A 22,270-nucleotide genomic window follows, 5' to 3' on the forward strand; every position below is an offset into this window, starting at 1 on the left:
CCACTTTGTGACGCATCCGCATGAGATTGCACGTCACTTTGTGTGCGGCATGTGCAACCCGCCTGCCCGCGCCGGTAAGGGCCGTGCCTCGGGTTCCATCCAGATGCATTGAGCACAGGGCTGATCGACCCGAAGAGCCGCTGCGTGAAAGGCGAGCCCGTGTTTCGATTGGCGCTGGTGGTGATTGCCCGCAATGAGTCCGCTCATATTGGGCGTTTGCTCCACAGCGTGAAACCCTGGGTGGACGAGATGCTGGTGTTGGACACCGGCTCGACGGACGACACCCGGCGTGTGGCCGCTGCCGCTGGTGCGCGGGTGGCTGACTTCATCTGGTGTGACGATTTTTCAGTGGCACGCAACCGTGCGCTGGAATTGGCCGATGCCGATTGGCATCTGGTGCTGGACGCCGATGAATGGCTGATTGCCGGGGGCGAAACCCTGGCCGCCTTGCGTCAGCAAGCGCCCACCTTTGTCGGCACCCTGGACTTGCTGGACCATTTCAATGACGGGCAAGCCCGTGTGGCCCGGTCCCGCCTGTCCCGCGTCTTGCCGGGTGCCGTGCGTTATGGTGGGCGTGTGCATGAGCAACCGTTGCATGCCTTGCCGGTTCAGGCATTGAATTTACAAGTGGGCCACGACGGCTATTTGCCCGATCGCCTGGCCCAGAAAAAGGGCCGCAACAAGGCCTTGCTGGCGCAGGCGCTGGCCCAAAACCCCAAGGACGCCTATCTGCATTACCAGATGGGCAAAGATCTTTCTGTTTACGACGACTACGCCAACGCCGAATTCCATTTTGGTCAAGCCGCTGAACTGGCGCGTACCGACAGCGCCTGGTGGCTGGACTTGGTGGCGCGCCGCCTGTTCGGGCTCAAACAGCTCAAACAGCATGCGCTGGCCGTTCAATGGGCGCAGACCCAACTGGATATTTGCGCTGAATCGCCCGACTTCTTCTTCGCGCTGGGCGATTTGCTGCTGGATTGGGCGGCGGACGAGCCCGCTGAGGCTGACAGTTTGCTTCCCGTGATTGAGGACGCCTGGCGCCGCTGCCTTGAAATTGGCGAGCGTCCCGACCTCAGCGGTGCCGTCGCCGGACGCGGTAGCCATCTGGCCGCCCACAATCTCGCCTTGGTACTGGAGGGTACCGGCCGTAGCGTTGAGGCCACTGCATTGCTTCAGGCCTACACCGCTTGAATCGAGCGTTAGAGGCCGGGCGATGGCCTCAAGAGCGACGGAAGGCCCTGAACAAGGGCATGCCGGCCCACCGCACCCCCGCGCTGTGAAGACTTGAATTGGGCTGGGAAGCCCGGTTTGCCCGTCGCTTGTAGGAAGAAGCCTGACAAGGGAAGGGGAGAAAAGAGGACTTCAGGGACGGAAAAGCGCCGATGTTGGGGATTAGTTCTGGTCTTCACAATTCGTTTCAAGTTGATACGCAATTGAAACCGAACAGATTTTCACCGGAGCCGCCAAATGAACGCAGACCAAATCCTCGCCGAGATCCGTGAAGCCAACCTGAACTACCTGATGTTGGCGCAAAGTCTGATTCGTCAGGACCCGGAGCAAGCCCTGTATCGCCTGGGTATTTCGGAAGACACGGCGACGCTGATTGCCACGCTGAGCCCGGCACAGCTGATGAAGATTGCGTCCGGCAACACGCTGCTGTGCCGCTTCCGCATGGACGACGACCTGGTGTGGGGTCTGCTGACCAGCCACGGCAAGTCGGCTGCAAACGACGGCGTGTCACGTCTGCACGCATCCATCTTGATGGCCGGGCGCCACCAAGAAGCAGCTTAAGCAAAACCAATAAAACCGAGACACCATCATGCGCAACAAAAGCATCCTGACCGAAGCCCGCCAGATCGAACGTGCGGTGACCCTGATCAACCTGGGCGCGCGCTTGCAGGTGCTGGAGTCGGAGACAGACATGTCTTACGAGCGGCTGTTGCGCCTGTACAAGGAAGTGTCGGGCAAGAGCCCAAGCAAGGGCCAACTGCCGTTTTCGACGGACTGGTTCATGACCTGGCAGCCCAATATCCACGCCTCGCTGTTCTTGAACGTGCACGAGTATTTGAACAAGGTGTCGGAGTTGGACGAGATTGACGCCGTCATCAAGGCTTACCAGCTGTACCAAGAGCAAACGCAGGCGCAAGGCCTGGAGGCCATGCTGTCGGTGACCCGTGCCTGGCGCCTGGTGAAGTTCATTGATAACGGCATGCTCACCATGACCAAGTGTTCCACCTGCGGCGGCCACTTTGTGACGCATCCGCATGAGATTGCACGTCACTTTGTGTGCGGCATGTGCAACCCGCCTGCCCGCGCCGGTAAGGGCCGTGCCTCGGGTTCCATCCAGATGCATTGAGCACAGGGCACGCTCGCCGCCTTCATCCGACTTTGCCCGGTTCAAGCGTTTCAGCTATGCCTTTGCTGCGCTGGCCTGTGCCTGCCCTGCTGAGTTGGGGCTTGGCCTGGGGCTTGTTTCTGGCCCTACGCACTGCGGGCCTGGCGGCATGGATGGCCATGGCCTTGGCTGCGGGCTTGGGGCTGGCCCTGGCCTTTTTGCAGGCACCGCGTTGGCGCCGCCTGATGGTGGCGGGGGGCTTCCCGTTGTCTTTGCTGGTCAGCGCACATTCGCTGGATCTGCCGGCTTGGGCCTGGCTATTGCCCTTGGTTTTGCTGGCCTTGGCCTATCCGCGCCGCAGCTGGGCTGATGCGCCCTTATTTCCGACGCCCAAGAATGCCTTGCAAGGCCTGGGCGAGCTGGCGCCATTGCCTCAGCTGCCCACTCAGGCCCGCATCCTGGATGCGGGCTGCGGCCTGGGGCACGGCCTGCGCGAGTTGCACCGTGCCTACCCGCAAGCGCGAGTCGAGGGTATTGAGTGGAGTCTGCTGCTGGCCCTGCTGGCGCGCTTGCGCTGCCCCTGGGCCCACGTCTCACGCGGTGATATGTGGGCGCAGGACTGGCAGCCGTTTCAAATGGTCTATGTGTTCCAGCGACCTGAGTCCATGGACCGGGTTTGGGCCAAGGCAAGAAAAGAGTTGGCGCCGGAGGCTTGGTTGGTGAGTCTGGATTTCGAGATTCATGGGCAGGGCGCGCTGGCCAGCATGGCATTGCCGCGTGGCCACTGCTTGTGGGTCTACCGCGTGCCACGCCAAGATTGAAGGCAAGGCCTTGAAAGCCGGGGCAAAGTCGGCTTCTTGCGGCGATTGGCTGCCCCTGCGTACGGGCAAACTCAAGAGCGTCGGTGAAGGGCCGATATGGCTGCTTAAGTCTCTATAGAAAACACCATGTTCGTCATCATTGGTTGGCTCATCGCGCTCGGTTGCATTTTCGGTGTCTATATTGCCCACGGCGGCAATATTGGCGTGATCTTGCATGCCTTGCCCTTCGAGATGATCACCATCTTCGGCGCCGCTGCGGGCGCATTTCTGGCCAATAACCAGATGAAGGTGGTCAAGTCGTCCATGAAGGGGCTGGGCGCGTGCTTCAAGGGCAGCAAATTCAGCAAGGCTCGTTATATGGAGCTGTTGGCGTTGATGTACGACATTTTGCAAAAGGCCCGCAAGGAGGGCCTGATGTCCATCGAAAAAGATGTGGAAGATCCGCACTCTTCGCCGCTGTTTCAAAAATATCCGGCGGTCGGCAATGACCACCACGTGACCGACTTCATAACGGATTACCTGCGCATGATGGTGTCTGGCAATCTCAATGCCCATGAGATCGAGTCCTTGATGGACGCCGAAATCGACACCCACCACGCCGAGGAGCATGCCGCCGTGGCCGCCATTGCCCGGCTGGCCGGCGGCTTGCCCGCCTTCGGCATCGTCGCCGCCGTGCTGGGTGTGGTGAACACCATGGGCTCGGTGGGCCAGCCCCCAGCGGTGCTGGGCGGCATGATCGGCTCCGCACTGGTGGGCACGTTCTTGGGCATTTTGCTGGCCTACGGCTTTGTTGAGCCCTTGGGTGGCCTGCTGGAGCAGAAGGTCGAGGACGCCGGCAAAGAATTGCAATGCATCAAGACCACCTTGCTCGCCAGCATGCAGGGCTACGCCCCCCAGGTGGCCATTGAATTTGGCCGCAAGGTGCTGTACTCGGGCGACCGGCCCACCTTCAGTGAGCTGGAAGCTCACGTGAAGAAGAAGTAAGCGCGATGAGCCGCAGCAAGATGCCGTGGATCGAAGTGGGTGGGCCTGCCGCTGGGCCGCTCCCAGGGCGGGATGCGCCCCCTTGGGGGGCAGGAGCCGTAATCGGCGACGTGGGGGCTTGTTATGGCTGGTGACGCCAAGAAGCTGCAGCCCATCATCATCAAAAAGATCAAGAAGGGCGGCCATGCGGCGCATGGCGGTGCCTGGAAGATCGCCTATGCCGACTTCGTGACGGCCATGATGGCCTTCTTCTTGTTGATGTGGCTACTGGGTTCCACCACCGAAGGTGACAAAAAAGGCATCGCAGACTACTTTGGCTCGCCGTTGAAGATCGCCATGCAGGGCGGGTCTGGCTCGGGAGACTCATCCAGCGTGGTCAAAGGCGGGGGTAAAGACCTGAGCCGGGAAACTGGCCAGGTGAAATCCGGCGAGACCGAGGCGCAAAAGCGAACCTTCAATCTGCGCGCACTCAAAGAAGAGCAGCGCAAGGCCGAGAAAGCCCGACTCGAGCAACTCAAGACCAAGGTGGAAGATGTGCTTGCCAACAATGCCAAGCTGGCATCGCTCGGTGGTCAAATTCGCCTGGACATGACCAAAGAAGGCCTGCGCATCCAAATTGTCGACGAAGGCAATCGCCCCATGTTTGACAGCGGCAGTGCAGTTGTGAAACCCTATATGCGCGAGTTGCTGAGAGAGCTTGGCAACGTGCTGTCCGAGGTACCTAACCGTTTGACGTTGGAGGGCCACACCGATGCGCAACCGTTCCCAGGTGGAGATCGGGGATACAGCAATTGGGAACTGTCGGCGGACCGTGCGAATGCGTCCCGGCGCGAGTTGATCCTAGGCGGCTTGCCGGATTCGCGCACCTTGCGTGTGCAGGGCTTGGCATCCAGCAAACTGCTGGACAGCAAGCAGCCTGAGAGTCCGATCAATCGGCGCATTAGCATCATTGTCATGAATCGCGATGCTGAAGATGCCGTGTTGAAAAATCTGCCCGATGAAGAGGCAGAGCCCGAAGCCAAGGCCGACGCAACCGGGGGCAGTGCTGAACTTGCGAAAAATCCCTCAAGTTTAAAAACCATTCCCCGATAAAACCATTTAGCCCAGAGAGGATTGCCATGAGCGCAGACATGAAATTTTTGGTTGTCGACGACTTTTCCACCATGCGGCGCATCGTGCGCGGCTTGCTGAAGGAAATCGGCTACAACAATTGCGAAGAAGCCGAAGACGGTGTCGAGGCCCTGAACATGCTCAAGCAGAGCAAGTTCGACTTCGTGGTGAGCGACATCAACATGCCCAATATGACGGGCTTCGAATTGCTCAAGGCCATCAAGGAAGATCCCAACCTCAAACACCTGCCGGTGTTGATGGTGACAGCCGAGGCCCGCAAGGAAGACATTGTTTTGGCCGCCCAGTCCGGCGCAGCTGGCTACATCGTCAAACCCTTCACCAAGGCCACCTTGGAGGAGAAGGTTCAGAAGATCATGCAAAAACTGGCCGCAGCGGCCTAACTGGGAGTAGGCCATGCAAATGGAAGAGCTTGCAAAATTGGGACAAGGCGCCGAACCCTTGGTGGTGTCGCCGGAGGTGTTCCAGCAGATCGGTTCGATCACCCGCGTCTTGCATGACACCATGCAGCAGTTGGGGGTGATGCCCAAACTGCAAATTGCGACGGATGGTTTGCCCGACGCACGCAGTCGTTTGAGCTATATCGCCACCAAAACTGCTGAGGCCGCCAACAAGGTGCTGAACTCGGTGGATGAGGCCAAGGCCGATCACGCCTACATCTCAGCCGCAACCCGGGCCATGGCGGATGCCATTGTGGCCGACCCGGTCAAGGCCGTGGCCAGCGGCGCGGTGTTGAATTTTGTCAAAGAAGTTGAAGCCCGAACGGCGCGCATCGACGCACACCTCACCGACATCATGATGTCGCAGGACTTTCACGACCTGACCGGCCAAGTGGTCGCCAAGGTGGTGACCCTGGCCAATGATCTGGAAGACAGCCTGGTTAAATTGCTGGTGTCGGTAGTGCCGCCCGAGCAACGCGAAAAGGTGGATCCCAATATTCTGCAAGGCCCCGTGGTCAACCCCGAAGGCCGCACCGATGTGGTGGCCGACCAAGGTGAGGTGGACGATTTGCTGGCCAGCCTCGGCTTCTGATCAGCCCCGGCTGATGCCCTTGAAAACCCGCTGCGGCGGGTTTTTTCACGTCTTTGGCGCCCGTGGCGTTAGCAATTCGCACAGCAATGCGGCTTGGGCTTGCCGGGCATCGGCAAAAGACCCGGGCTGCAACTGGGTCCCCTCGTCAGGCGGCTTGGCACCGAGGGGCTGCGCTTCAGTGGCTTGTTGTACCACCGTGTAGACGATGGGCGCCAGCACCAACCAGGGGTTTGCGCGCAGGCTGGAGTCACGGCAGAGGCCCCGTGCGACTGCTTGTTGCAGCAATTGCGAGATTTGCCCGGCGAGTGAATTCATGGTGTCGTAGCGCCACCGGGCCACGGCCTCGGGCAGGCGATGGCTTTCGGCAATCAAAAGCCTTGCGGTGGCCACCGCTTCGGGGTGCGACAGCATCTCGTAGAGCGGGGCGAGCAATTGCCCAACCAGGGTGTCGGCCGTGTCCGCCTGGTTCAACAATGCCGCAACATCCAGTACAGGGATCTGCATGGACCGTTTGAGCAGGGCCTCGAACACCTCGTCCTTGCTGGAGAAATGGGCATAGAACCCGCTTTTTGAAAGGCCTGCGCGGCGCGCAATGTCGTCAATGCGGGTGGCCTTGTAGCCCTGGGCTGAAAATTCGTGAAGTGCCGCATCGAGGATCAAGGGCACCCGGGCATCGGGTGTCAGCCGGCGTCGGCGCAGCCGGGATGGCTCGTCTTGGGCTTGGGCCGTGGGGTGCGTGCTGTTCGCCATGCGCGGTGCCGCCTCTTGAAACGGGCGGTTGTTTGTCGTCAATGTCTGAAGTGTAGAAGTGTCGCGGTATTGAATGCACTAAAAACCCGCGGGTCGTTAGTTGTATTGATTTGGATCAAACGCTGGGGCTTTGGCTCTGTCCAGAATCCAGGATAACCCTGTAGTTAACGCCTTAGCTGAGCGGTAACCAGGGTGTCCTGATCTGTACCGCGCCCCGGAGTTTCAGCCCATGCCCCTTCAAATTCGACCGCCTGCAACTGCATTGATGGCAGGCCTTTGCCTGGCATTGGCGGGCTGCACGAGCCTGGCGCCGGCCTATCAGTCGCCAGAGGCGCTAATGCCAGATCGTTACGGTGACCAAGCGAACGACGCCAGCTCGCCTGTGCTTGAGGGGGATTGGCGCAGCTTTTTCACCGACCCCGCGCAGCAGGCCTTGATTGAGCGGGCCTTGGCCAATAACCACGATTTGCGTTTGGCGGTCTTGCGGGTGGGGCAGGCCCAGGCTGCGTATGGCATTCAGCGGGCTGATGGGCTGCCCACGTTGGGCGCGGGCTTTGACGCCACGCGAGCCCGCGTGCCGGGCGACTTGAACCTCACCGGGCGGCCTTTGCTGGGCAATCAGATTCAGCTGGGCGTGGGTTTCAACAGCTGGGAGTTGGATTTTTGGGGGCGCGTGCGCAGCCTCAATGAGGCGGCACTGCAGTCTTATCTGGCCACCGACGCCGCGCGCGAGGCGGTGCGGCTGAGTGTGATTGTCCAAACCGCGAACAGCGACCTTGCGCTGCGTGAGCTGGATGAGCGCCTGGCCCTGGCGCGCCGCACCTCGGCCAGCCGGGAAGAGTCCCTGCGCATCTTCAAACGCCGCGAGGCTCTGGGCGCCACCTCCAAGTTGGAGTTGACGCAGGTGGAGTTGCTGGCGCAGCAAGCCAGCGCCTTGGTGGACCAACTCGCCCAGGCGCGCGAGATGCAGGCGCATGCCTTGGCCTTGCTTGTTGGCGGTGGTGGTGGTGGCGGCGAGGTGGCGCCGGCACTGTCCACTGCGCGGCTGGACGACTTGGCGGCGTTTGCCGAGATTCAGCCCGGCCTGCCTTCGGCCTTGCTGGTGCGGCGCCCCGACATCGTGGCGGCTGAACATGGCTTGCGCGCTGCCCATGCCAATATCGGCGCGGCCAAGGCGAATTTTTTCCCTCGTATCGCCTTGACGGGCTCCTGGGGCACGGCGAGTGCTGAACTTGAAGGCCTGTTCAAGACCGGCAGCAATGCCTGGAGTCTGGCGCCCAGCGTGGCTTTGCCGTTGTTCGACAGCGGTCGTCGACAGTCGGCGCTGGACCTTGCCGAGTTGCGACGTGACGAGGCGCTTGTGCGGTATGAGCAGACGGTTCAAGCCGCGTTTCGCGATGTGTCCGACGCCTTGTCTGCCCGCCATTGGCTGGCCGTGCAGGTCACGACACTTCGCGCCACGCAGTCGTTTCAGCGGGAGCGCGCGCGCCTGGCCAAATTGCGCTACGACAGTGGTGCGGTGCGCTATCTGGAGGTGCTGGACGCTGAACGGGAGTTGATGTCGGTTGAACAGCAATTGGTGCAAGCGCGCCGCGCTCAGTTGTCTGCCCAAGCGTCTTTGTATGCCGCCTTGGGCGGGGCGCTCCCGGCCCCGCGGCCTGAATCTTCAACCGCCGGCCCTGCGCCGAGCCCGGCGGCTTCACCGCTTGTCAAAAACTAAGAGATGCCCATGAACGCAGGACTCAGAAAAGTTGCACCGCTGGTGCTGGTATTGGTGCTTGCCGGGCTGGGCTATCTGGCGTGGGCCGGTCGGCGTGACGCGAATGCGGTGCCGGGCCTGGTCAGCGGCAATGGCCGTGTCGAGGCCACCGAGGTGGACGTGGCCACCAAGCTGCCGGGGAGGGTAGAGAACATCTTTGCCGCTGAAGGCGACTTTGTCCATGCCGGCCAGCCTTTGGCGCAGATGCAGGTTGAGAGCCTGCAGGCCCAGCACGACGAGGCCCTGGCACGACAGCAGCAGGCCCTGCATGCGGTGGCCGGCGCCGAGGCGCAGGTGGCCTTGCGCCAAGCCGACCAGCAGGCCGCGCAGGCCCTGGTGCTGCAGCGCGAGAGCGAGTTGGACGCAGCGCAGCGCCGCTTGGCCCGTTCTGAAACCCTGGCCGGCGAGGGCGCATCTTCAGGCCAGGAGTTGGACGACGACCGGGCCCGCGTGCGCAGCACCCAAGCCGCCCTTGTCGCCACCCGCGCCCAAGTCAAGGCGGCCGAAGCCGCCGTGGTGGCCGCCGCCGCCCAGGTGACCGGCGCGAAATCCGCTGTCACCGCCAGTGAAGCGAGCGTGGCCCGGGTGGACGTGGACTTGCGTGACAGCGTGCTCAAAGCGCCGCGCGACGGGCGCGTGCAATACCGGGTGGCGCAAGCCGGCGAGGTGCTGGGTGGCGGCGCCAAAGTGCTGAACCTGGTCGACCTGTCAGACGTGTCCATGACCTTTTTTTTGCCCGAGGCCATGGCAGGCAAAGTGGCGCTGGGCAGCGAGGTGCGCATTATTTTGGACGCCGCGCCGCAGTACGTGATTCCGGCCAAAATTTCTTACGTGGCCAGCACGGCGCAGTTCACCCCCAAGACGGTGGAGACGGCCAGCGAGCGGCAAAAACTGATGTTCCGCGTCAAGGCGCAGATCGACCGGGACTTGCTGCAGAAGCATTTGCAACAAGTCAAGACCGGCTTGCCCGGCGTGGCCTGGGTGAAGCTTGACGCTCAAGCCACTTGGCCGGATCGCCTGAGCGTGAAGGTGGCGCCGTGACGCCAGAACCGAGCGGTGCGGCGCCGGTCGTTCGCCTGCACCATGTGTTTCTGCGTTACGCGCGGGCAACCGTGCTGGACGACATCACCCTGGACCTGCCTGCGGGCCGCATGATCGGTCTGATCGGGCCTGACGGTGTGGGCAAGTCCAGCCTGTTGTCCTTGCTGTCCGGGGCGCGTGCTGTGCAGGAGGGGCGGGTTGAGGCTCTCGGTGGCGACATGGCCAGCAAGGCCCATCGCGATGCGGTGTGCCCGCGCATTGCCTATATGCCGCAAGGCCTGGGCCGCAATCTGTACCCCACCTTGTCGGTGGAAGAGAACCTGCAGTTTTTTGCCCGGCTGTTTGGCCATCACGCGGCGGAGCGGCGGCGGCGCATTGATGAGTTGACTCGCAGCACGGGCCTGCATGAATTTCTCAGTCGCCCGGCGGGAAAGTTGTCGGGTGGCATGAAGCAGAAGCTGGGCTTGTGCTGCGCCTTGATTCACGACCCCGACTTGCTGATTCTGGACGAACCTACTACCGGGGTGGACCCGTTGGCGCGCGCGCAGTTCTGGGACCTGATCGCCCGCATTCGCCAGAGCCGCCCTGCGATGAGTGTGCTGGTGGCCACGGCCTATATGGACGAGGCGGAGCGCTTCGACGTGCTGCTGGCCATGGACGCCGGCAGGGTGTTGGCCACGGGCACGCCGCAGGAGTTGCTGGCTCGCACGGCCACGGCGTCGCTGGAAGAGGCCTTCATTCAACTCTTGCCTGAGGAAAAACGGCGCGACTATGCGCCGGTGGTGATCCCGCCCTTGCAGGCCGGCGGCGAGGCGGAGATTGCGATTGAAGCCCGCAACCTGAGCATGCAGTTTGGCCAGTTCAAGGCCGTGAATCAGGTGAACTTTCGTATTCGGCGGGGCGAGATTTTTGGCTTTCTGGGCTCCAATGGTTGCGGCAAGTCAACCACCATGAAGATGCTCACAGGCTTGTTGCCGGCAACGGCTGGTGAGGCCAGCTTGTTTGGCAAACCGGTGGATCCCAAGGACATCGACACCCGCAGGCGGGTGGGCTATATGTCGCAGGCGTTTTCGCTGTACAGCGAGTTGAGCGTGCGGCAAAACCTGGTGCTGCATGCCCAGTTGTTTCATGTGGCCGCGGCGGAAATCCCCGCGCGGGTCGATGAACTCGCCCAGCGTTTTGGTCTGCAGGAGGTGCTGGACAGCTTGCCCGAGGCCTTGCCCCTGGGCATGCGCCAACGCCTGTCTTTGGCCGTGGCCATGGCCCACAAGCCGGAGTTGCTGATTCTTGACGAGCCCACCTCGGGGGTCGACCCGATTGCGCGAGATAACTTCTGGCGGCTGTTGATCGAGCTCTCGCGCCGCGACCGGGTGACGATCTTCATCTCCACCCATTTCATGAACGAAGCCGCCCGCTGCGACCGCATCTCCATGATGCATGCAGGGCAGGTGCTGGACAGCGACACCCCGGCTGCGTTGGTCGCCAAACGCGGCGCGCAAACGCTGGAGCAGGCCTTCATTGGCTACCTGGTCGAGGCCAGTGGGAGCGGGGATGCGGGCGTGCCGCCCCCCGAAACGGCGCTAATCCTTGAATCGACCCAAGCGCCGACCCAGGCGCTGACGCGGCTTCGGCATTCACGCTTCAGCTTGCAGCGGCTGTTCAGCTATATGTGGCGTGAAGCCTTGGAGTTGCGCCGCGACGGAGTGCGCGCCACCATGGCCCTGGGCGGCTCGTTGCTGCTGATGTTTGTGATCGGCTACGGCATCAGCCTCGACGTGCAGGATTTGCGTTATGCCGTGCTGGACCGCGACCAGACGAGCTTGAGCGAGAACTACGCCTTGAACCTGGCCGGCTCGCGTTATTTCATCGAGCAGCCCGCGATCAGCGACTACGAGAGCCTGGACCGGCGCATGCGCAGCGGCGAGTTGTCCCTGGCCATCGAGATCCCGCCCGGTTTTGCGCGTGACGTGCTGCGCCAGCGGCCGGTGCAGATCGGCGTCTGGCTGGACGGCGCCATGCCCACCCGTGCGGAAACGGTGCGCGGCTACGTGATGGGTATTCACCAGCAATGGCTGATGGCGCAGGCGCGTGAACGGTTGGGCCTGCGCAATTTCGGCAACGTCCGCATCGAGACCCGCTACCGCTACAACCCGGATGTGAAGAGCCTGCCGGCCATGGTGCCCGCGGTGATTCCGCTCCTCTTGCTGATGCTGCCGGCCATGCTCACCGCGCTTGCCGTGGTGCGTGAAAAGGAGATGGGCTCCATCATCAACCTGTATGTGACGCCGGTGACCCGGGCCGAGTTTTTGCTCGGCAAACAGCTGCCCTATGTGGCCTTGGCGATGTTGAACTTTTTGCTCATGAGCCTGCTGGCGGTGACGGTGTTTGGAGTGCCCATCACGGGCAGTTATCCCGCTCTGTTGCTAGCGGCGCTGATCTTCAGCGTTAGCGCCACGGGCATGGGGCTGTTGGGCTCGGCGGTGACGCGCAGTCAGATCGCGGCGATCTTCATCACGGTGCTGGCCACCATCATCCCGGCGGTTCAGTTTGCCGGGCTGATCAATCCGGTGTCTTCGCTGGAAGGGGTGGGGCGCTTCATTGGCGAGATTTATCCGGTCAGCTATATGTTCAATATCAGCCGCGGGGTGTTCAGCAAGGGCCTGGGCCTGGCCGACGTGCAGGGTGCGCTGTGGCCCATGGCCTTGTCGGCGCCGGTGATCATTGGCGCCGCCATTGCGCTGTTGAAAAAGCAGGAGCGTTGAGATGCGCCGTCACCTTGCAAACATCTACCGCCTGGGCGTGAAGGAGTTGTGGAGCCTGTGGCGTGACCCCATGATGCTGGCGCTGATCGTCTACGCCTTCACGGTGGCGATTTATACCGCCGCCACCGCCATGCCGGAGACCCTGCACAAGGCCCCCATCGCCATCGTGGACGAAGACGGCTCGCCCTTGGCCTCGCGCATTGCCGCCGCCTTCTACCCGCCGCAATTTCTGCCACCGGACATGATCACGCCGGCCGAGATGGACCGGGGCATGGACGCGGGCCGCTACACCTTTGTGCTGGACATTCCGCCGAATTTCCAGCGCGACGTGCTGGCCAGGCGCCCCGCTGAAGTCCAGCTCAACGTCGACGCCACTCGCATGAGCCAAGCCTTCAGCGGCAGCGGTTATGTGCAGCAGATTGTGTCCTCGGAAATCACTGAATTCGTGCAGCACTACCGGGGCAGCAGCACGCCGCCGGTGGACTTGGCGGTGCGTGCCCGCTTCAACCCCACGCTGGAGCAATTCTGGTTTGGCGGCTTGATGGAGATCATCAACAACGTGACCATGCTGTCCATCATCCTGACCGGCGCGGCGCTGATCCGTGAGCGCGAGCACGGCACCATCGAGCATCTGTTGGTCATGCCGGTGTCACCGACTGAAATCATGCTGGCCAAAGTGTGGTCGATGGGCTTGGTGGTGCTGATCGCGGCGGCCATCTCGCTCACCTGGGTGGTGCAGGGCGTGTTGCGAGTACCGGTGGAGGGCTCGGTGGGATTGTTTTTGCTTGGGGCGGCTTTGCATTTGTTTGCCACCAGTGCCATGGCCATTTTTTTGGCCACGGTGGCGCGCAGCATGCCGCAGTTCGGCCTCTTGATGATCTTGGTGCTGATCCCGCTGCAGTTGCTCTCTGGCGGCGTGACGCCGCGGGAGAGCATGCCGGCGCTGGTTCAGACCCTGATGCTGGCCGCGCCCACCACGCATTTTGTCGAACTGGGGCAGGCCATTTTGTACCGCGGTGCGGGGCTGGAGGTGGTGTGGAAACAGTTTCTTGCCTTGATCGGCATCGGCACGGTGATGTTCAGCCTGTCGCTGGCGCGGTTCAGAAGAACCATCGGCCAGATGGCTTGAGTGCGGTTTGAAAAATTGGCTTGAAAGGATGAGTTTGTGACTGAGTTTTCCGGTACAAAAAAAGCATCGTCCCGCCGCAAAGCGGCGCCCAGCGTTCCCGCTGAAACCGTGCCGATGATGCCTGTGGAAACGGCCTCGCCGTGCCCGCCGTGTGCACCCGTCCCCAGCGCCAAGATGTCGGCGCCCGAGGCCTTGGACCGGGCTGTGCACATGCAAATGGGGCGCCTGACGCAAGGCCTTTCACCCGCTGCCCTGTTGGGGGCCTGGGCCGATTGGGCCGCGCACCTGAGCTTTGCGCCGGGCAAACAAATGACCTTGGCCGCAGTGGCGGCGCGCAAGACGGGCCGTTTGGCCAAAATGGCCCTGCGCCCCCCGGAGCCGCAAGGCGAGCCTGGCCAGCCCTGCATCGAGCCGCTGCCTCAAGACAAACGGTTTGCCGCGCCTGAGTGGCAACAGTGGCCGTTCAACCTGATCTATCAATCGTTCTTGCTGAACCAGCAATGGTGGCACCGCGCCACGACCGGGGTGCATGGTGTCAGCCGCCACCATGAGGAGATGGTGAGCTTCGCCGCTCGGCAGTGGCTGGACATGGTGTCGCCCTCCAATTTTCTATTCAGCAATCCTGAACTGCTGAGTGAAACGGCCAAAACCGGCGGGGGCAATTTGTGGCAGGGCGCACGCAATTGGTTTGAAGACGCGTTGAAGTTAAGCACGGGCAAGTCACCGGCCGGCACGGAGCACTTTCGCCCGGGGCATGAGTTGGCCGTGACGCCGGGCAAGGTGGTGTTTCGCAACCACTTGATCGAGTTGATCCAATATTCGCCGCAGACCGAAACCGTGTTTGCCACGCCGGTGCTGGTGGTGCCCTCGTGGATCTTGAAGTACTACATCCTCGATCTCTCGCCGTCCAATTCGCTGGTGCGCTATCTGGTGGGCCAGGGGCACACCGTGTTCATGGTGTCGTGGCGCAATCCGGACGAGAGCGACCGCGGCCTGGACATGGACGACTACCTGCTGGACGGCGTGATGGCCGCCATCAATGCGGTCACTACACTTGTGCCGGGCAATGCCGTGCAGGGATTGGGTTACTGCCTGGGCGGCACGCTCTTGTCGATTGCGGCGGCCAAGATGGCGCGCGACGGCGACTTGCGCCTCAAGACCCTGAGCCTGCTGGCCTCGCAACTTGATTTCAGCGAACCTGGCGATCTCGCCCTGTTCATCGACGAAAGCCAGCTGGCTTATCTCGACGATGTGATGTCTGCCCAAGGCTATCTGGACGGCAAGCAGATGGGCGGCGCCTTCGCCATGCTCAACAGCCGCGACCTGGTGTTCTCGCGCATGGTGCACGACTACCTGATGGGCGCCCGCCAGCCGGTGACCGACCTCACGGCCTGGAATGCGGATGCCACCCGCATGCCGTTCCGCCAGCACAGTCACTATCTGCACAGCCTTTATCTCCAGAATGAGCTGGCACAGGGTAACTACAAGGTGCAGGGGCGGCCGGTGGCGTTGGCGGACATCCGCGTGCCAGTGTTTTGTCTGGGCACCCAGCGGGACACTGTCTCACCCTGGCACTCTGTCTACAAGATCAAGTTGCTGACTGACACCCCGCTGACTTTTTGCCTGTGCAGCGGCGGGCACAACGTGGGTGTGGTGTGTCCGCCCGACGGTGCCGGACGGCGCAGCTATCAAATCGCCAACACCGTGCCGGGTGGGCGTTACGTGGACCCTGACACCTGGCAAGCCACCACGCCGGTGCAGCAGGGCTCATGGTGGCCCGCCTGGGAGGGCTGGCTGCGTGAGCAGGCCGGCACGCAGGTCACCCCGCCACCGCTGGGTAATGCCGACGCAGGCTACGCGGTGCTGGACGATGCACCAGGGCGTTATGTACTGATGGCTTGAGGGGTTCTCGGTGCCCCCATACTGCTTGTCCTTGCGGATCACATCGCCTCGCAGCACAACTCGCAAGTTGTTAGCAACCGGGAAGCGGTATTGCACACTGGCATTGCCGGTGACTTTTGGCACGTAGGGTGCCCGGTTGCCAACGTCGGAGGGTGTTGCGTCAAATTGCTTGATCAACTTGCGTTTGCGTTGCGACAGTGCATCGCCCTCGCTCTGAGCAATGGCGTCGGGGACCTCCCGGCCTCGTACATCGCTGAGAACAGCGTGCCCATCTTCGTCAACGCCTCATTGGCCATCACGCGGATCGAGCGCAGCGGATGTTCGGCAGGAACGAAGTCCTCCAACTTGCGCCCCGTGGATAGGCTCTCGGTGAAGGTATCGGCGCCGCGCATGGGTCTCGTTGAAATCGGGTCGTCAAATTATCGAGGCTGCCGACTGTGCGCCCATCGCGCCGCGACGGCATTTCAGCAGCCTGTTAGGTGGTGCGGTGGGTGAGAGCATGCTTCCCGGCCTCTGCGTTTGTACGCTCGTACTGCGCTCTGTCATGCCGTGGACTACTTCCGGTCCACCGCCGATATGCGGAAGAAAAAGCACTCTGGTTGGCATAGCCGAGCATGAGGCTAATCTGCGCCAATGAAAAGTTCCGCCCTCTGACCCATTCGGTCGCCCTCGCATGCCGGTATTCATCCTGGATTTCTGCGAACGATGTGCTGTGTTCCAGTAGCCGCCTGTGCAGCGTGCGAGGGTGTAGATGCAAAAATTCAGCAATGCTGTCGCGCGTGCAACTGCCTGTAGACAACAGTTGCGCCGTCAACCGCCTGGTGACAACCACCACATCCGATTCTGCCTGCAGGCGTTCTTGCTGGAGGTATGCTTGTATGATTGATGTATAGGCGCTATCGCGAATCACCGTCTGCGCCTTCAGCAAGTGTGGGTCAAAGAATATGGCATTGCGCGACATGCTGAATCGCACCGGGCAGTCAAAAAACTGCTGCGCCAACTTCATTGAGCCAATGGGTGCGTGCTGAACATTCACCTCCCGAATCTTCAGAGCATTCACCCCTGACGTCAGCGACAGGTATTGGTAGATACGGCACAAACTCAGTTCGACCATTTGCGGGCCACAGCCCGACCTGGGTCTGGGGATGTAGGCGATGCTCCCCGATTCGTCTGTGTCAACGCTGCCGGGATCTATGTCCAGGTAATAGGCGTTCGAATGAATCGAAATGTTCATCTGAATGGCGTGACAGGCATCTCCGACGGTGTCGCTGAGGCGGGCGACCAACCCTACCGCACCCAAATACTCAAGATTCTTCAACCTGCCCAATTGAATACCCAAGTCCGGTCGCTTCCACTCCAACGCGCAGGTTTCTAAAAGCCCCACCGCAGCGGAGTAAGGAATGATGGCCTGGGGGTCATTGAGTACTTCCACCGTCAGCCCGAAACGCGCCAACATCGGTGCCAGAGGTTGATGAATGGATTGCGCAAATTGCTCTAGCCCGTTCAGCGTCCTGGGATGCGTGAAATAGTCGGTATTGGCTGTCTTTTTCATGGGAGGCAGATCACTTCAGGCGGTGCGATTTGCCGGATTATGTCCTCAATTCATAAATTTTTGTCTCGTATTCGTAAGTATTGGGCGCGGCAAATCCATACCATCGGCCCACAAGTTCAAGGGGGGGGTAGGGCGAGTGTGTCGCCTGTACCTTCAGGACATAAAAAAGATTTCACGAACTATTTCAACAATAGGAGACATTCATGAACTTTTTACGAACCACCGTCGCAAGCGCAGCGGTCATGACTTGCTTTGCGGGTGTAGCACTGGCCCAGAGCGAGCCCGCAACGATCTTTACCGCCAAGAAGATCATTACGATGGAGCACAGCAACCCCGAGGCGCAAGCGGTGGCGGTTCTCGGCAAGCGCATCGTCAGTGTTGGCTCGTTGGCCCAAGTCAAAGTAGCACTCGGCGATAAGCCTTTTGTCATGAACGAGACGTTCAAGGATCAGGTCATCATGCCGGGCCTGATTGAACAGCACGTGCACCCCATGCTGGTGTCGCTAACGCTCAACACGGACGTTATCTCCACGGAAGACTGGGATCTGCCAACCCGCACCTACCCAGCGGCAAAAAATCCTGAGCAGTACATGAAGATGTTGACGGCGTACTCTGAATCCAAGAGTGATCCGCAGGAATGGCTGTATTCATGGGGTTATCACAAGTTGTGGCATGGCAACTTGACACGCGCCGATCTGGACAAGATCAGCACCACGCGCCCCATTGCCGTCATTCACCGGTCAGCGCATGAAGTCATTTTGAACAGTGTGGCCATGAAGACACTGGGCCTGGATGAAAGCGCCATGCGTGGGAAGGGCGTTGCCAGTGAGCAATACAACTGGGACGAAGGCCATTGGTGGGAAACCGGTTCATTCGAATTGGTCGTACCCAAGTTGATGAAGTTCATGGCTGCTCCAGCCCGCCTCAAGGCGGGCCATGACCTCTTCATCGAAATCAACAAGATGAATGGCGTCACATCCTTTAACGATCCCGGCGTCATCCTGGCACCAGGATTGATTGGCATGTACAAGGCCATGTTCAATGCGCCGGATGTGCCTTTTTACAGCTCTTTCATCGGTGAAACAAAGCACCAGGTGTACGAAGGGATGACAGACGCCGAAGCGCTTGCAGATACGGAAAAACTGCACAACAGCCTGCCCGATGGCGGTAAGGCCACTTTCCTGAAGAAGCAGATCAAACTGTATGCGGATGGCGCAATCGTGTCGTTACTCATGCAAATGAATGATGGCTATTCAGATGGCCACAAAGGCGAGTGGATCCTGACGCCAGAGCAACTGGACAAAATCAGCAAACCCTACTGGGACGCTGGCTACCAGTTGCACGTTCATGCGACGGGTGATGGCGGCGTAGACGCGGTGCTGAACATGGTCGAGAAACGCATGCGTGAAAACCCACGCGCTGACCACCGGACGGTGCTGGTGCACTTTGCCAACTCCACCGAAGCGCAGATTGACCGCATTGCCCGCCTGGGCGTCATTGTGAGTGCCAATCCCTATTACCCGGTGGGCTTTGCCGACAAGTTCAGCAAATCTAGCCTGGGCAAGGAACGCGCGGACAACATGGTCCGTGCCCAGTCGGTCATTCGTCGTGGCCTGCACCTGTCGCTGCATACGGATGCTCCCATTGCACCCATGGGCCCACTGTACCTCGCATGGGCTGCCGTCAATCGGACGACTCTGGATGGGCGACTCGTGGCACCCGAACAGCGTATCAGCGTGGACGATGCTCTGCGCGCCGTGACGATTGAGGCGGCCTATTCCCTGCGCCAGGAAAATGACTTGGGCAGCATTGCTGTGGGCAAAATCGCGAACTTCTCGGTACTGGGACAGGACCCCTACAAGGTCAAACCAATGACCATCAAGGACATCCCTATCCGGGCCTCGGTGTTTGAAGGCCGTGTTTTTCCGATTGCCCAAAGGGACAAGAAGCCCTCTAAAACGGCATCGGCGCCAGCCGCACCCTTTGCCAAATTGATGGCCGCCCTGGAGCGCAATGGCCCCCATGGCGATATCTGCGACGTCAATAAATTATTGATGGTTGCATTTGCAAAGGCTGAAGCAGAGCGGGCAACCACGCAGTAAGCGCTGCGACCGCGCCAGTGCTTGCACTGGCGCAACCCAATGCAGGACCTCACCTGACCATTGGGGCGAACTAATACCCAAAATAATTTTACGGAGATACCTCATGCAAGGTGAAATTGTCACGACTGTATTGCTACCAGCCATACTGGCCTTCATCATGTTCTCGCTTGGACTGGGTCTTACGCTGGGCGATTTTCGGCGCATCATTGTGCAGCCGCGTGCCCTGCTGGTAGGCGTGTTCTGCCATTTTGTCTTGCTACCAGTGGTGTGCTATCTCATGGTGACCGCCTTTGGCGTCACCGGCGCGTTTGCCGTAGGTTTCATGATCATTGCCTCGTGCCCCACCGGCAGTACATCGAACATGCTGACCTATCTCGCACGTGGTGACGTGGCGCTTGCCGTCAGCTTTACCGCAGTGGCCAGCGTCATGACCATGTTCACACTGCCCTTTATTGTGGCGTGGTCGCTCAACACATTCATGGGCACGCAACAGACAGTGCAAGTACCCGTCTCCATGATGATGGGGCAGATTTTCATGTTGCTCGCTGTGCCGGTGGCAACTGGCATGGTGGTGCGCCATGTCTGGCCCGAAGGAACGAAACGTCGCGAGCCTGTGGCAACCCGCATTGCGACGGTTCTCTTCATCATCATTCTGGTGCTGGCCATCGCCAAAAACTGGACTCTGCTGCGCGATAACTTCACCACGCTGGCACCCTTTGCTGTGGGCTTGAACCTGGTCATGCTGGCGATAGGATTTCTGGTGGCTTGGATAGCGCGCCTGTCGCGCAAACAGTCCGTCACCCTGGGCATTGAGACGGCCATGCAGAACGCAACATTGGCGCTGGTGATCTCCAGTACCGTGCTCAAGCAGGACGCTATGGCGGTTCCGGGTGCGCTGTATGGCGTACTGATGTATGCGGGTGGCTTGCTGTTCGCGGCCCTGATGCGCCGCTTTGTGAACAAAGACTGAGCAAACCAGCTCAACAGCAAGGCCTGCCCATTTCTGCCATTTTTGACCCTAAACACAGAGAGCACACGCATGAATGCGAGACACTGGACCCGCAGCTACGGCACCATTCCACTAGAGATCAATCCGGATCGCTACCCCAGCGTCACCGCGATGATGGATGAGGCGATGGTGCAGTATGCCGACCAAGTGGCCTTCAACTGCTTTGGCAAAACGTTGACCTACGCGCAGGTGGACCAACTCTCTGCGGCCTTTTGCGCTTACTTGCAGCATACGGTGGGCATCAAGAAGGGCGACCGTGTGGCCGTCATGCTGCCCAATCTGGCGGCCTTTCCGCTGGCGCTGCTGGGCATCATCCGTGCTGGTGCGGTGCAAGTGAATGTGAACCCGCTGTACACGCCGCGTGAACTGGAACACCAGCTCACCGACGCGGGTTGCGATGCCATCGTTATCTTCACCGGTTCGACGCCCACGCTGGGCGAGATCATCGGCAAGACCCACCTCAAGTCCGTGTTGACGGTGGGCCTTGGCGATGGCTTGGGTGCCCAGCTACCCAGCCCGGCGGTGGACGCACGACTGACGCAGGCGGTGCCCTTCACGACCGCCTTGGCCGAAGGTGCCAAGTTGGAGCGTGTGCCGGTGAGCCTGACGGGTGCCGACACTTTGTTCCTGCAATACACCGGCGGAACCACGGGACTGTCCAAAGGTGCCACGTTGTCGCATCGCAACCTAGTGGCCAACACCGAGCAGTTCAAGGCCTTTATGGCTGGCGCCATGCGCCCGGCCGAAGAGGTGGTGGTTACCGCCGTGCCGCTGTACCACATCATGGCTTTGATGGGCAATTTCCTGTCCTACTTCTCCATCGGGGCGGAGAACTGGCTGGTGGCCAATCCTCGTGACATGGATGGTTTTGTTGCCACGCTCAAGGCTGCGCGGCCCAGCGTGTTCGTTGGCGTGAACACGCTCTACCAGGGCCTGACCCTGCACCCTGGGTTGAAAGAGGTTGATTGGTCTCGCCTGCGCTTGAGTGCGGGTGGCGGTGCGGCCGTGGTGGGGGTGACTTCTGACCGCTGGAAAGCCATTACAGGCAATTTCATCCGCGAAGGCTACGGCCTGTCCGAAACCAGCCCGATACTGTCCTTCAACCCCTTGTCCATCGATGACTTCTCGGGCTCTACCGGCCTGCCGGCGCCATCCACTGACGTCAAGCTACTGGACGATGATGGCCACGAGGTGGCCTTGGGAGAGGCCGGCGAAGTGTGCGCCAAGGGCCCCCAAGTGATGAGTGGCTACTGGCGCAAGCCTGAGGCCAATGTCGACGCATTCACGCCCGACGGCTATTTCAAGACCGGCGATGTGGGCGTGTTCGACGAGCGAGGCTTCTTAAAGATCGTCGACCGCAAGAAGGACATGATCCTGGTGTCGGGCTTTAACGTATACCCCAATGATGTGGAAGCTGTGGCCAGCGCCTGCCCGGGAGTGGCCGAATGTGCCTGCATTGGCGTCCCAGATGACAAGACGGGCGAAGCCGTCATGCTGTACATCGTCAAAACCCCGGAAGCGACCTTGACCGCCGAAGAAGTCAGGGCGTACTGCCGCAGGGAGTTGACCGCTTACAAGGTCCCCAAGCAGGTGGCGTTTCTCGCTTCACTGCCCAAATCAGCGGTCGGAAAAATATTGCGACGTGATCTGCGCACCGCAGCTTGAGTTTTCATTCAGAGGGCGCTACGCGAATTCCTCACTAACAGGCTGCTGAAATACGGACCCGAATCGCAGCCTCGTTCAGCCCGTCCGGGAGCCGGTACTGATCTTTTCGTCATGCCGGATATCGAGCTCAGAATCCCTTGATTTCGGGCTGTTTCGCAGGCCTTCACCGCCGATTTCCTTCATTGCGCACCCAGTTGAAGGCGGCCGTGTTCAGCATGAACAGCATGTGTCTCGTTGAAATCTGGTCGTCAAATTTCGACATGCCGGGCTGGAACTGGATTGAACTCACTGTCTTGTGG

General features: G+C 60.6%; 19 protein-coding genes and 1 pseudogene. 17 read left to right on the top strand and 3 right to left on the bottom strand.

What is annotated here, in order from left to right; translation table 11 throughout:
- The 9 genes from PRZ01_RS03485 to PRZ01_RS03525 form a co-directional block, all read left to right on the top strand.
- The coding region (locus PRZ01_RS03485; RefSeq protein WP_273595656.1) for a FlhC family transcriptional regulator at nt 1–112 on the top strand (112 nt) is incomplete at its 5' end.
- A 32-nt stretch (nt 113–144) separates the two neighbouring features.
- Nucleotides 145–1,191, top strand: coding sequence for a glycosyltransferase (locus PRZ01_RS03490; protein WP_273595378.1), 1,047 nt, complete (start codon nt 145–147; stop codon nt 1,189–1,191).
- 276 nt (nt 1,192–1,467) lie between these two features.
- Nucleotides 1,468–1,791, top strand: coding sequence for a flagellar transcriptional regulator FlhD (gene flhD / locus PRZ01_RS03495; RefSeq protein WP_273595379.1), 324 nt, complete (start codon nt 1,468–1,470; stop codon nt 1,789–1,791).
- Nucleotides 1,792–1,819: 28 nt separating this feature from the next.
- On the top strand, nt 1,820–2,356 hold the full coding sequence (flhC, locus tag PRZ01_RS03500; protein WP_273595380.1) for a flagellar transcriptional regulator FlhC: 537 nt from the start codon (nt 1,820–1,822) through the stop codon (nt 2,354–2,356).
- Nucleotides 2,357–2,412: 56 nt separating this feature from the next.
- The gene (locus PRZ01_RS03505) at nt 2,413–3,156 is read left to right on the top strand and encodes a class I SAM-dependent methyltransferase (protein WP_273595381.1); all 744 of its coding nucleotides are present in this window, start codon (nt 2,413–2,415) and stop codon (nt 3,154–3,156) included.
- Nucleotides 3,157–3,282: 126 nt separating this feature from the next.
- Nucleotides 3,283–4,140: a flagellar motor stator protein MotA gene (gene motA, locus PRZ01_RS03510; protein WP_273595382.1), complete on the top strand. Its 858-nt coding sequence runs from the start codon at nt 3,283–3,285 to the stop codon at nt 4,138–4,140.
- A gap of 123 nt (nt 4,141–4,263) precedes the next feature.
- Nucleotides 4,264–5,232, top strand: a complete 969-nt coding sequence (motB, locus tag PRZ01_RS03515) for a flagellar motor protein MotB (protein ID WP_273595384.1) — start codon at nt 4,264–4,266, stop codon at nt 5,230–5,232.
- A 26-nt stretch (nt 5,233–5,258) separates the two neighbouring features.
- Entirely contained in the window at nt 5,259–5,651 is a 393-nt protein-coding gene (gene cheY / locus PRZ01_RS03520; RefSeq protein ID WP_273595385.1) for a chemotaxis response regulator CheY, read from the top strand.
- Between the two features lie 13 nt (nt 5,652–5,664).
- The gene (locus PRZ01_RS03525) at nt 5,665–6,300 is read left to right on the top strand and encodes a protein phosphatase CheZ (RefSeq protein ID WP_273595386.1); all 636 of its coding nucleotides are present in this window, start codon (nt 5,665–5,667) and stop codon (nt 6,298–6,300) included.
- Between the two features lie 45 nt (nt 6,301–6,345).
- Here the strand turns inward: PRZ01_RS03525 and PRZ01_RS03530 are convergent, their stop codons facing one another.
- The gene (locus PRZ01_RS03530) at nt 6,346–7,050 is read right to left on the bottom strand and encodes a TetR/AcrR family transcriptional regulator (RefSeq protein ID WP_273595387.1); all 705 of its coding nucleotides are present in this window, start codon (nt 7,048–7,050) and stop codon (nt 6,346–6,348) included.
- A gap of 229 nt (nt 7,051–7,279) precedes the next feature.
- On the opposite strand from PRZ01_RS03530, the gene PRZ01_RS03535 reads away from it, so the two are divergent.
- The 5 genes from PRZ01_RS03535 to PRZ01_RS03555 all read left to right on the top strand — a co-directional run bounded on the left by PRZ01_RS03535 (nt 7,280) and on the right by PRZ01_RS03555 (nt 15,643).
- Nucleotides 7,280–8,770 (top strand): efflux transporter outer membrane subunit, encoded by a 1,491-nt coding sequence (locus PRZ01_RS03535; RefSeq protein WP_273595388.1) that lies wholly within the window; start codon nt 7,280–7,282, stop codon nt 8,768–8,770.
- A gap of 9 nt (nt 8,771–8,779) precedes the next feature.
- The gene (locus PRZ01_RS03540; protein ID WP_273595389.1) at nt 8,780–9,850 is read left to right on the top strand and encodes an HlyD family secretion protein; all 1,071 of its coding nucleotides are present in this window, start codon (nt 8,780–8,782) and stop codon (nt 9,848–9,850) included.
- Between the two features lie 44 nt (nt 9,851–9,894).
- A complete protein-coding gene (gene rbbA, locus PRZ01_RS03545; RefSeq protein WP_273595657.1) occupies nt 9,895–12,612 on the top strand; it encodes a ribosome-associated ATPase/putative transporter RbbA in 2,718 nt (905 codons plus the stop codon).
- A gap of 1 nt (nt 12,613) precedes the next feature.
- On the top strand, nt 12,614–13,741 hold the full coding sequence (locus tag PRZ01_RS03550; protein ID WP_273595390.1) for an ABC transporter permease: 1,128 nt from the start codon (nt 12,614–12,616) through the stop codon (nt 13,739–13,741).
- Nucleotides 13,742–13,915: 174 nt separating this feature from the next.
- Nucleotides 13,916–15,643: a PHA/PHB synthase family protein gene (locus PRZ01_RS03555; protein WP_276598026.1), complete on the top strand. Its 1,728-nt coding sequence runs from the start codon at nt 13,916–13,918 to the stop codon at nt 15,641–15,643.
- 209 nt (nt 15,644–15,852) lie between these two features.
- Here PRZ01_RS03555 and PRZ01_RS03560 read toward each other — a convergent pair.
- Nucleotides 15,853–16,035, bottom strand: a pseudogene (locus PRZ01_RS03560) (IS5/IS1182 family transposase); the annotation flags it as partial.
- An 83-nt stretch (nt 16,036–16,118) separates the two neighbouring features.
- Nucleotides 16,119–17,195 carry an AraC family transcriptional regulator gene (locus tag PRZ01_RS03565; protein WP_273595392.1) on the bottom strand — a complete coding sequence of 359 codons (1,077 nt, stop codon included), beginning with the start codon at nt 17,193–17,195 and terminating at the stop codon, nt 16,119–16,121.
- A 203-nt stretch (nt 17,196–17,398) separates the two neighbouring features.
- On the opposite strand from PRZ01_RS03565, the gene PRZ01_RS03570 reads away from it, so the two are divergent.
- The 3 genes from PRZ01_RS03570 to PRZ01_RS03580 all read left to right on the top strand — a co-directional run bounded on the left by PRZ01_RS03570 (nt 17,399) and on the right by PRZ01_RS03580 (nt 21,971).
- Nucleotides 17,399–19,297, top strand: a complete 1,899-nt coding sequence (locus PRZ01_RS03570; protein ID WP_273595393.1) for an amidohydrolase — start codon at nt 17,399–17,401, stop codon at nt 19,295–19,297.
- Between the two features lie 103 nt (nt 19,298–19,400).
- Complete coding sequence (locus PRZ01_RS03575; protein ID WP_273595394.1) at nt 19,401–20,267, top strand: bile acid:sodium symporter family protein; 867 nt, start codon at nt 19,401–19,403, stop codon at nt 20,265–20,267.
- A gap of 69 nt (nt 20,268–20,336) precedes the next feature.
- On the top strand, nt 20,337–21,971 hold the full coding sequence (locus PRZ01_RS03580) for an AMP-binding protein (protein ID WP_273595395.1): 1,635 nt from the start codon (nt 20,337–20,339) through the stop codon (nt 21,969–21,971).
- The last annotated feature ends 299 nt before the right edge of the window (nt 21,972–22,270 follow it).

The sequence above is a fragment of the Roseateles koreensis genome (assembly GCF_028595305.1).
Classification (GTDB): Bacteria; Pseudomonadota; Gammaproteobacteria; order Burkholderiales; family Burkholderiaceae_C; genus Paucibacter_A; species Paucibacter_A koreensis.

What these genes read in the sequence shown, in the direction of transcription:
- PRZ01_RS03530 (WP_273595387.1), bottom strand. Translation starts at nt 7,050, where the DNA reads ATGGCGAACAGCACGCACCCCACGGCCCAAGCCCAAGACGAGCCATCC.
- PRZ01_RS03555 (WP_276598026.1), top strand. Translation starts at nt 13,916, where the DNA reads ATGTCGGCGCCCGAGGCCTTGGACCGGGCTGTGCACATGCAAATGGGG.
- PRZ01_RS03565 (WP_273595392.1), bottom strand. Translation starts at nt 17,195, where the DNA reads ATGAAAAAGACAGCCAATACCGACTATTTCACGCATCCCAGGACGCTG.
- motB (WP_273595384.1), top strand. Translation starts at nt 4,264, where the DNA reads ATGGCTGGTGACGCCAAGAAGCTGCAGCCCATCATCATCAAAAAGATC.
- PRZ01_RS03535 (WP_273595388.1), top strand. Translation starts at nt 7,280, where the DNA reads ATGCCCCTTCAAATTCGACCGCCTGCAACTGCATTGATGGCAGGCCTT.
- cheY (WP_273595385.1), top strand. Translation starts at nt 5,259, where the DNA reads ATGAGCGCAGACATGAAATTTTTGGTTGTCGACGACTTTTCCACCATG.
- motA (WP_273595382.1), top strand. Translation starts at nt 3,283, where the DNA reads ATGTTCGTCATCATTGGTTGGCTCATCGCGCTCGGTTGCATTTTCGGT.
- PRZ01_RS03505 (WP_273595381.1), top strand. Translation starts at nt 2,413, where the DNA reads ATGCCTTTGCTGCGCTGGCCTGTGCCTGCCCTGCTGAGTTGGGGCTTG.
- flhD (WP_273595379.1), top strand. Translation starts at nt 1,468, where the DNA reads ATGAACGCAGACCAAATCCTCGCCGAGATCCGTGAAGCCAACCTGAAC.
- PRZ01_RS03550 (WP_273595390.1), top strand. Translation starts at nt 12,614, where the DNA reads ATGCGCCGTCACCTTGCAAACATCTACCGCCTGGGCGTGAAGGAGTTG.
- PRZ01_RS03570 (WP_273595393.1), top strand. Translation starts at nt 17,399, where the DNA reads ATGAACTTTTTACGAACCACCGTCGCAAGCGCAGCGGTCATGACTTGC.
- flhC (WP_273595380.1), top strand. Translation starts at nt 1,820, where the DNA reads ATGCGCAACAAAAGCATCCTGACCGAAGCCCGCCAGATCGAACGTGCG.
- PRZ01_RS03580 (WP_273595395.1), top strand. Translation starts at nt 20,337, where the DNA reads ATGAATGCGAGACACTGGACCCGCAGCTACGGCACCATTCCACTAGAG.
- PRZ01_RS03575 (WP_273595394.1), top strand. Translation starts at nt 19,401, where the DNA reads ATGCAAGGTGAAATTGTCACGACTGTATTGCTACCAGCCATACTGGCC.
- PRZ01_RS03540 (WP_273595389.1), top strand. Translation starts at nt 8,780, where the DNA reads ATGAACGCAGGACTCAGAAAAGTTGCACCGCTGGTGCTGGTATTGGTG.
- PRZ01_RS03525 (WP_273595386.1), top strand. Translation starts at nt 5,665, where the DNA reads ATGCAAATGGAAGAGCTTGCAAAATTGGGACAAGGCGCCGAACCCTTG.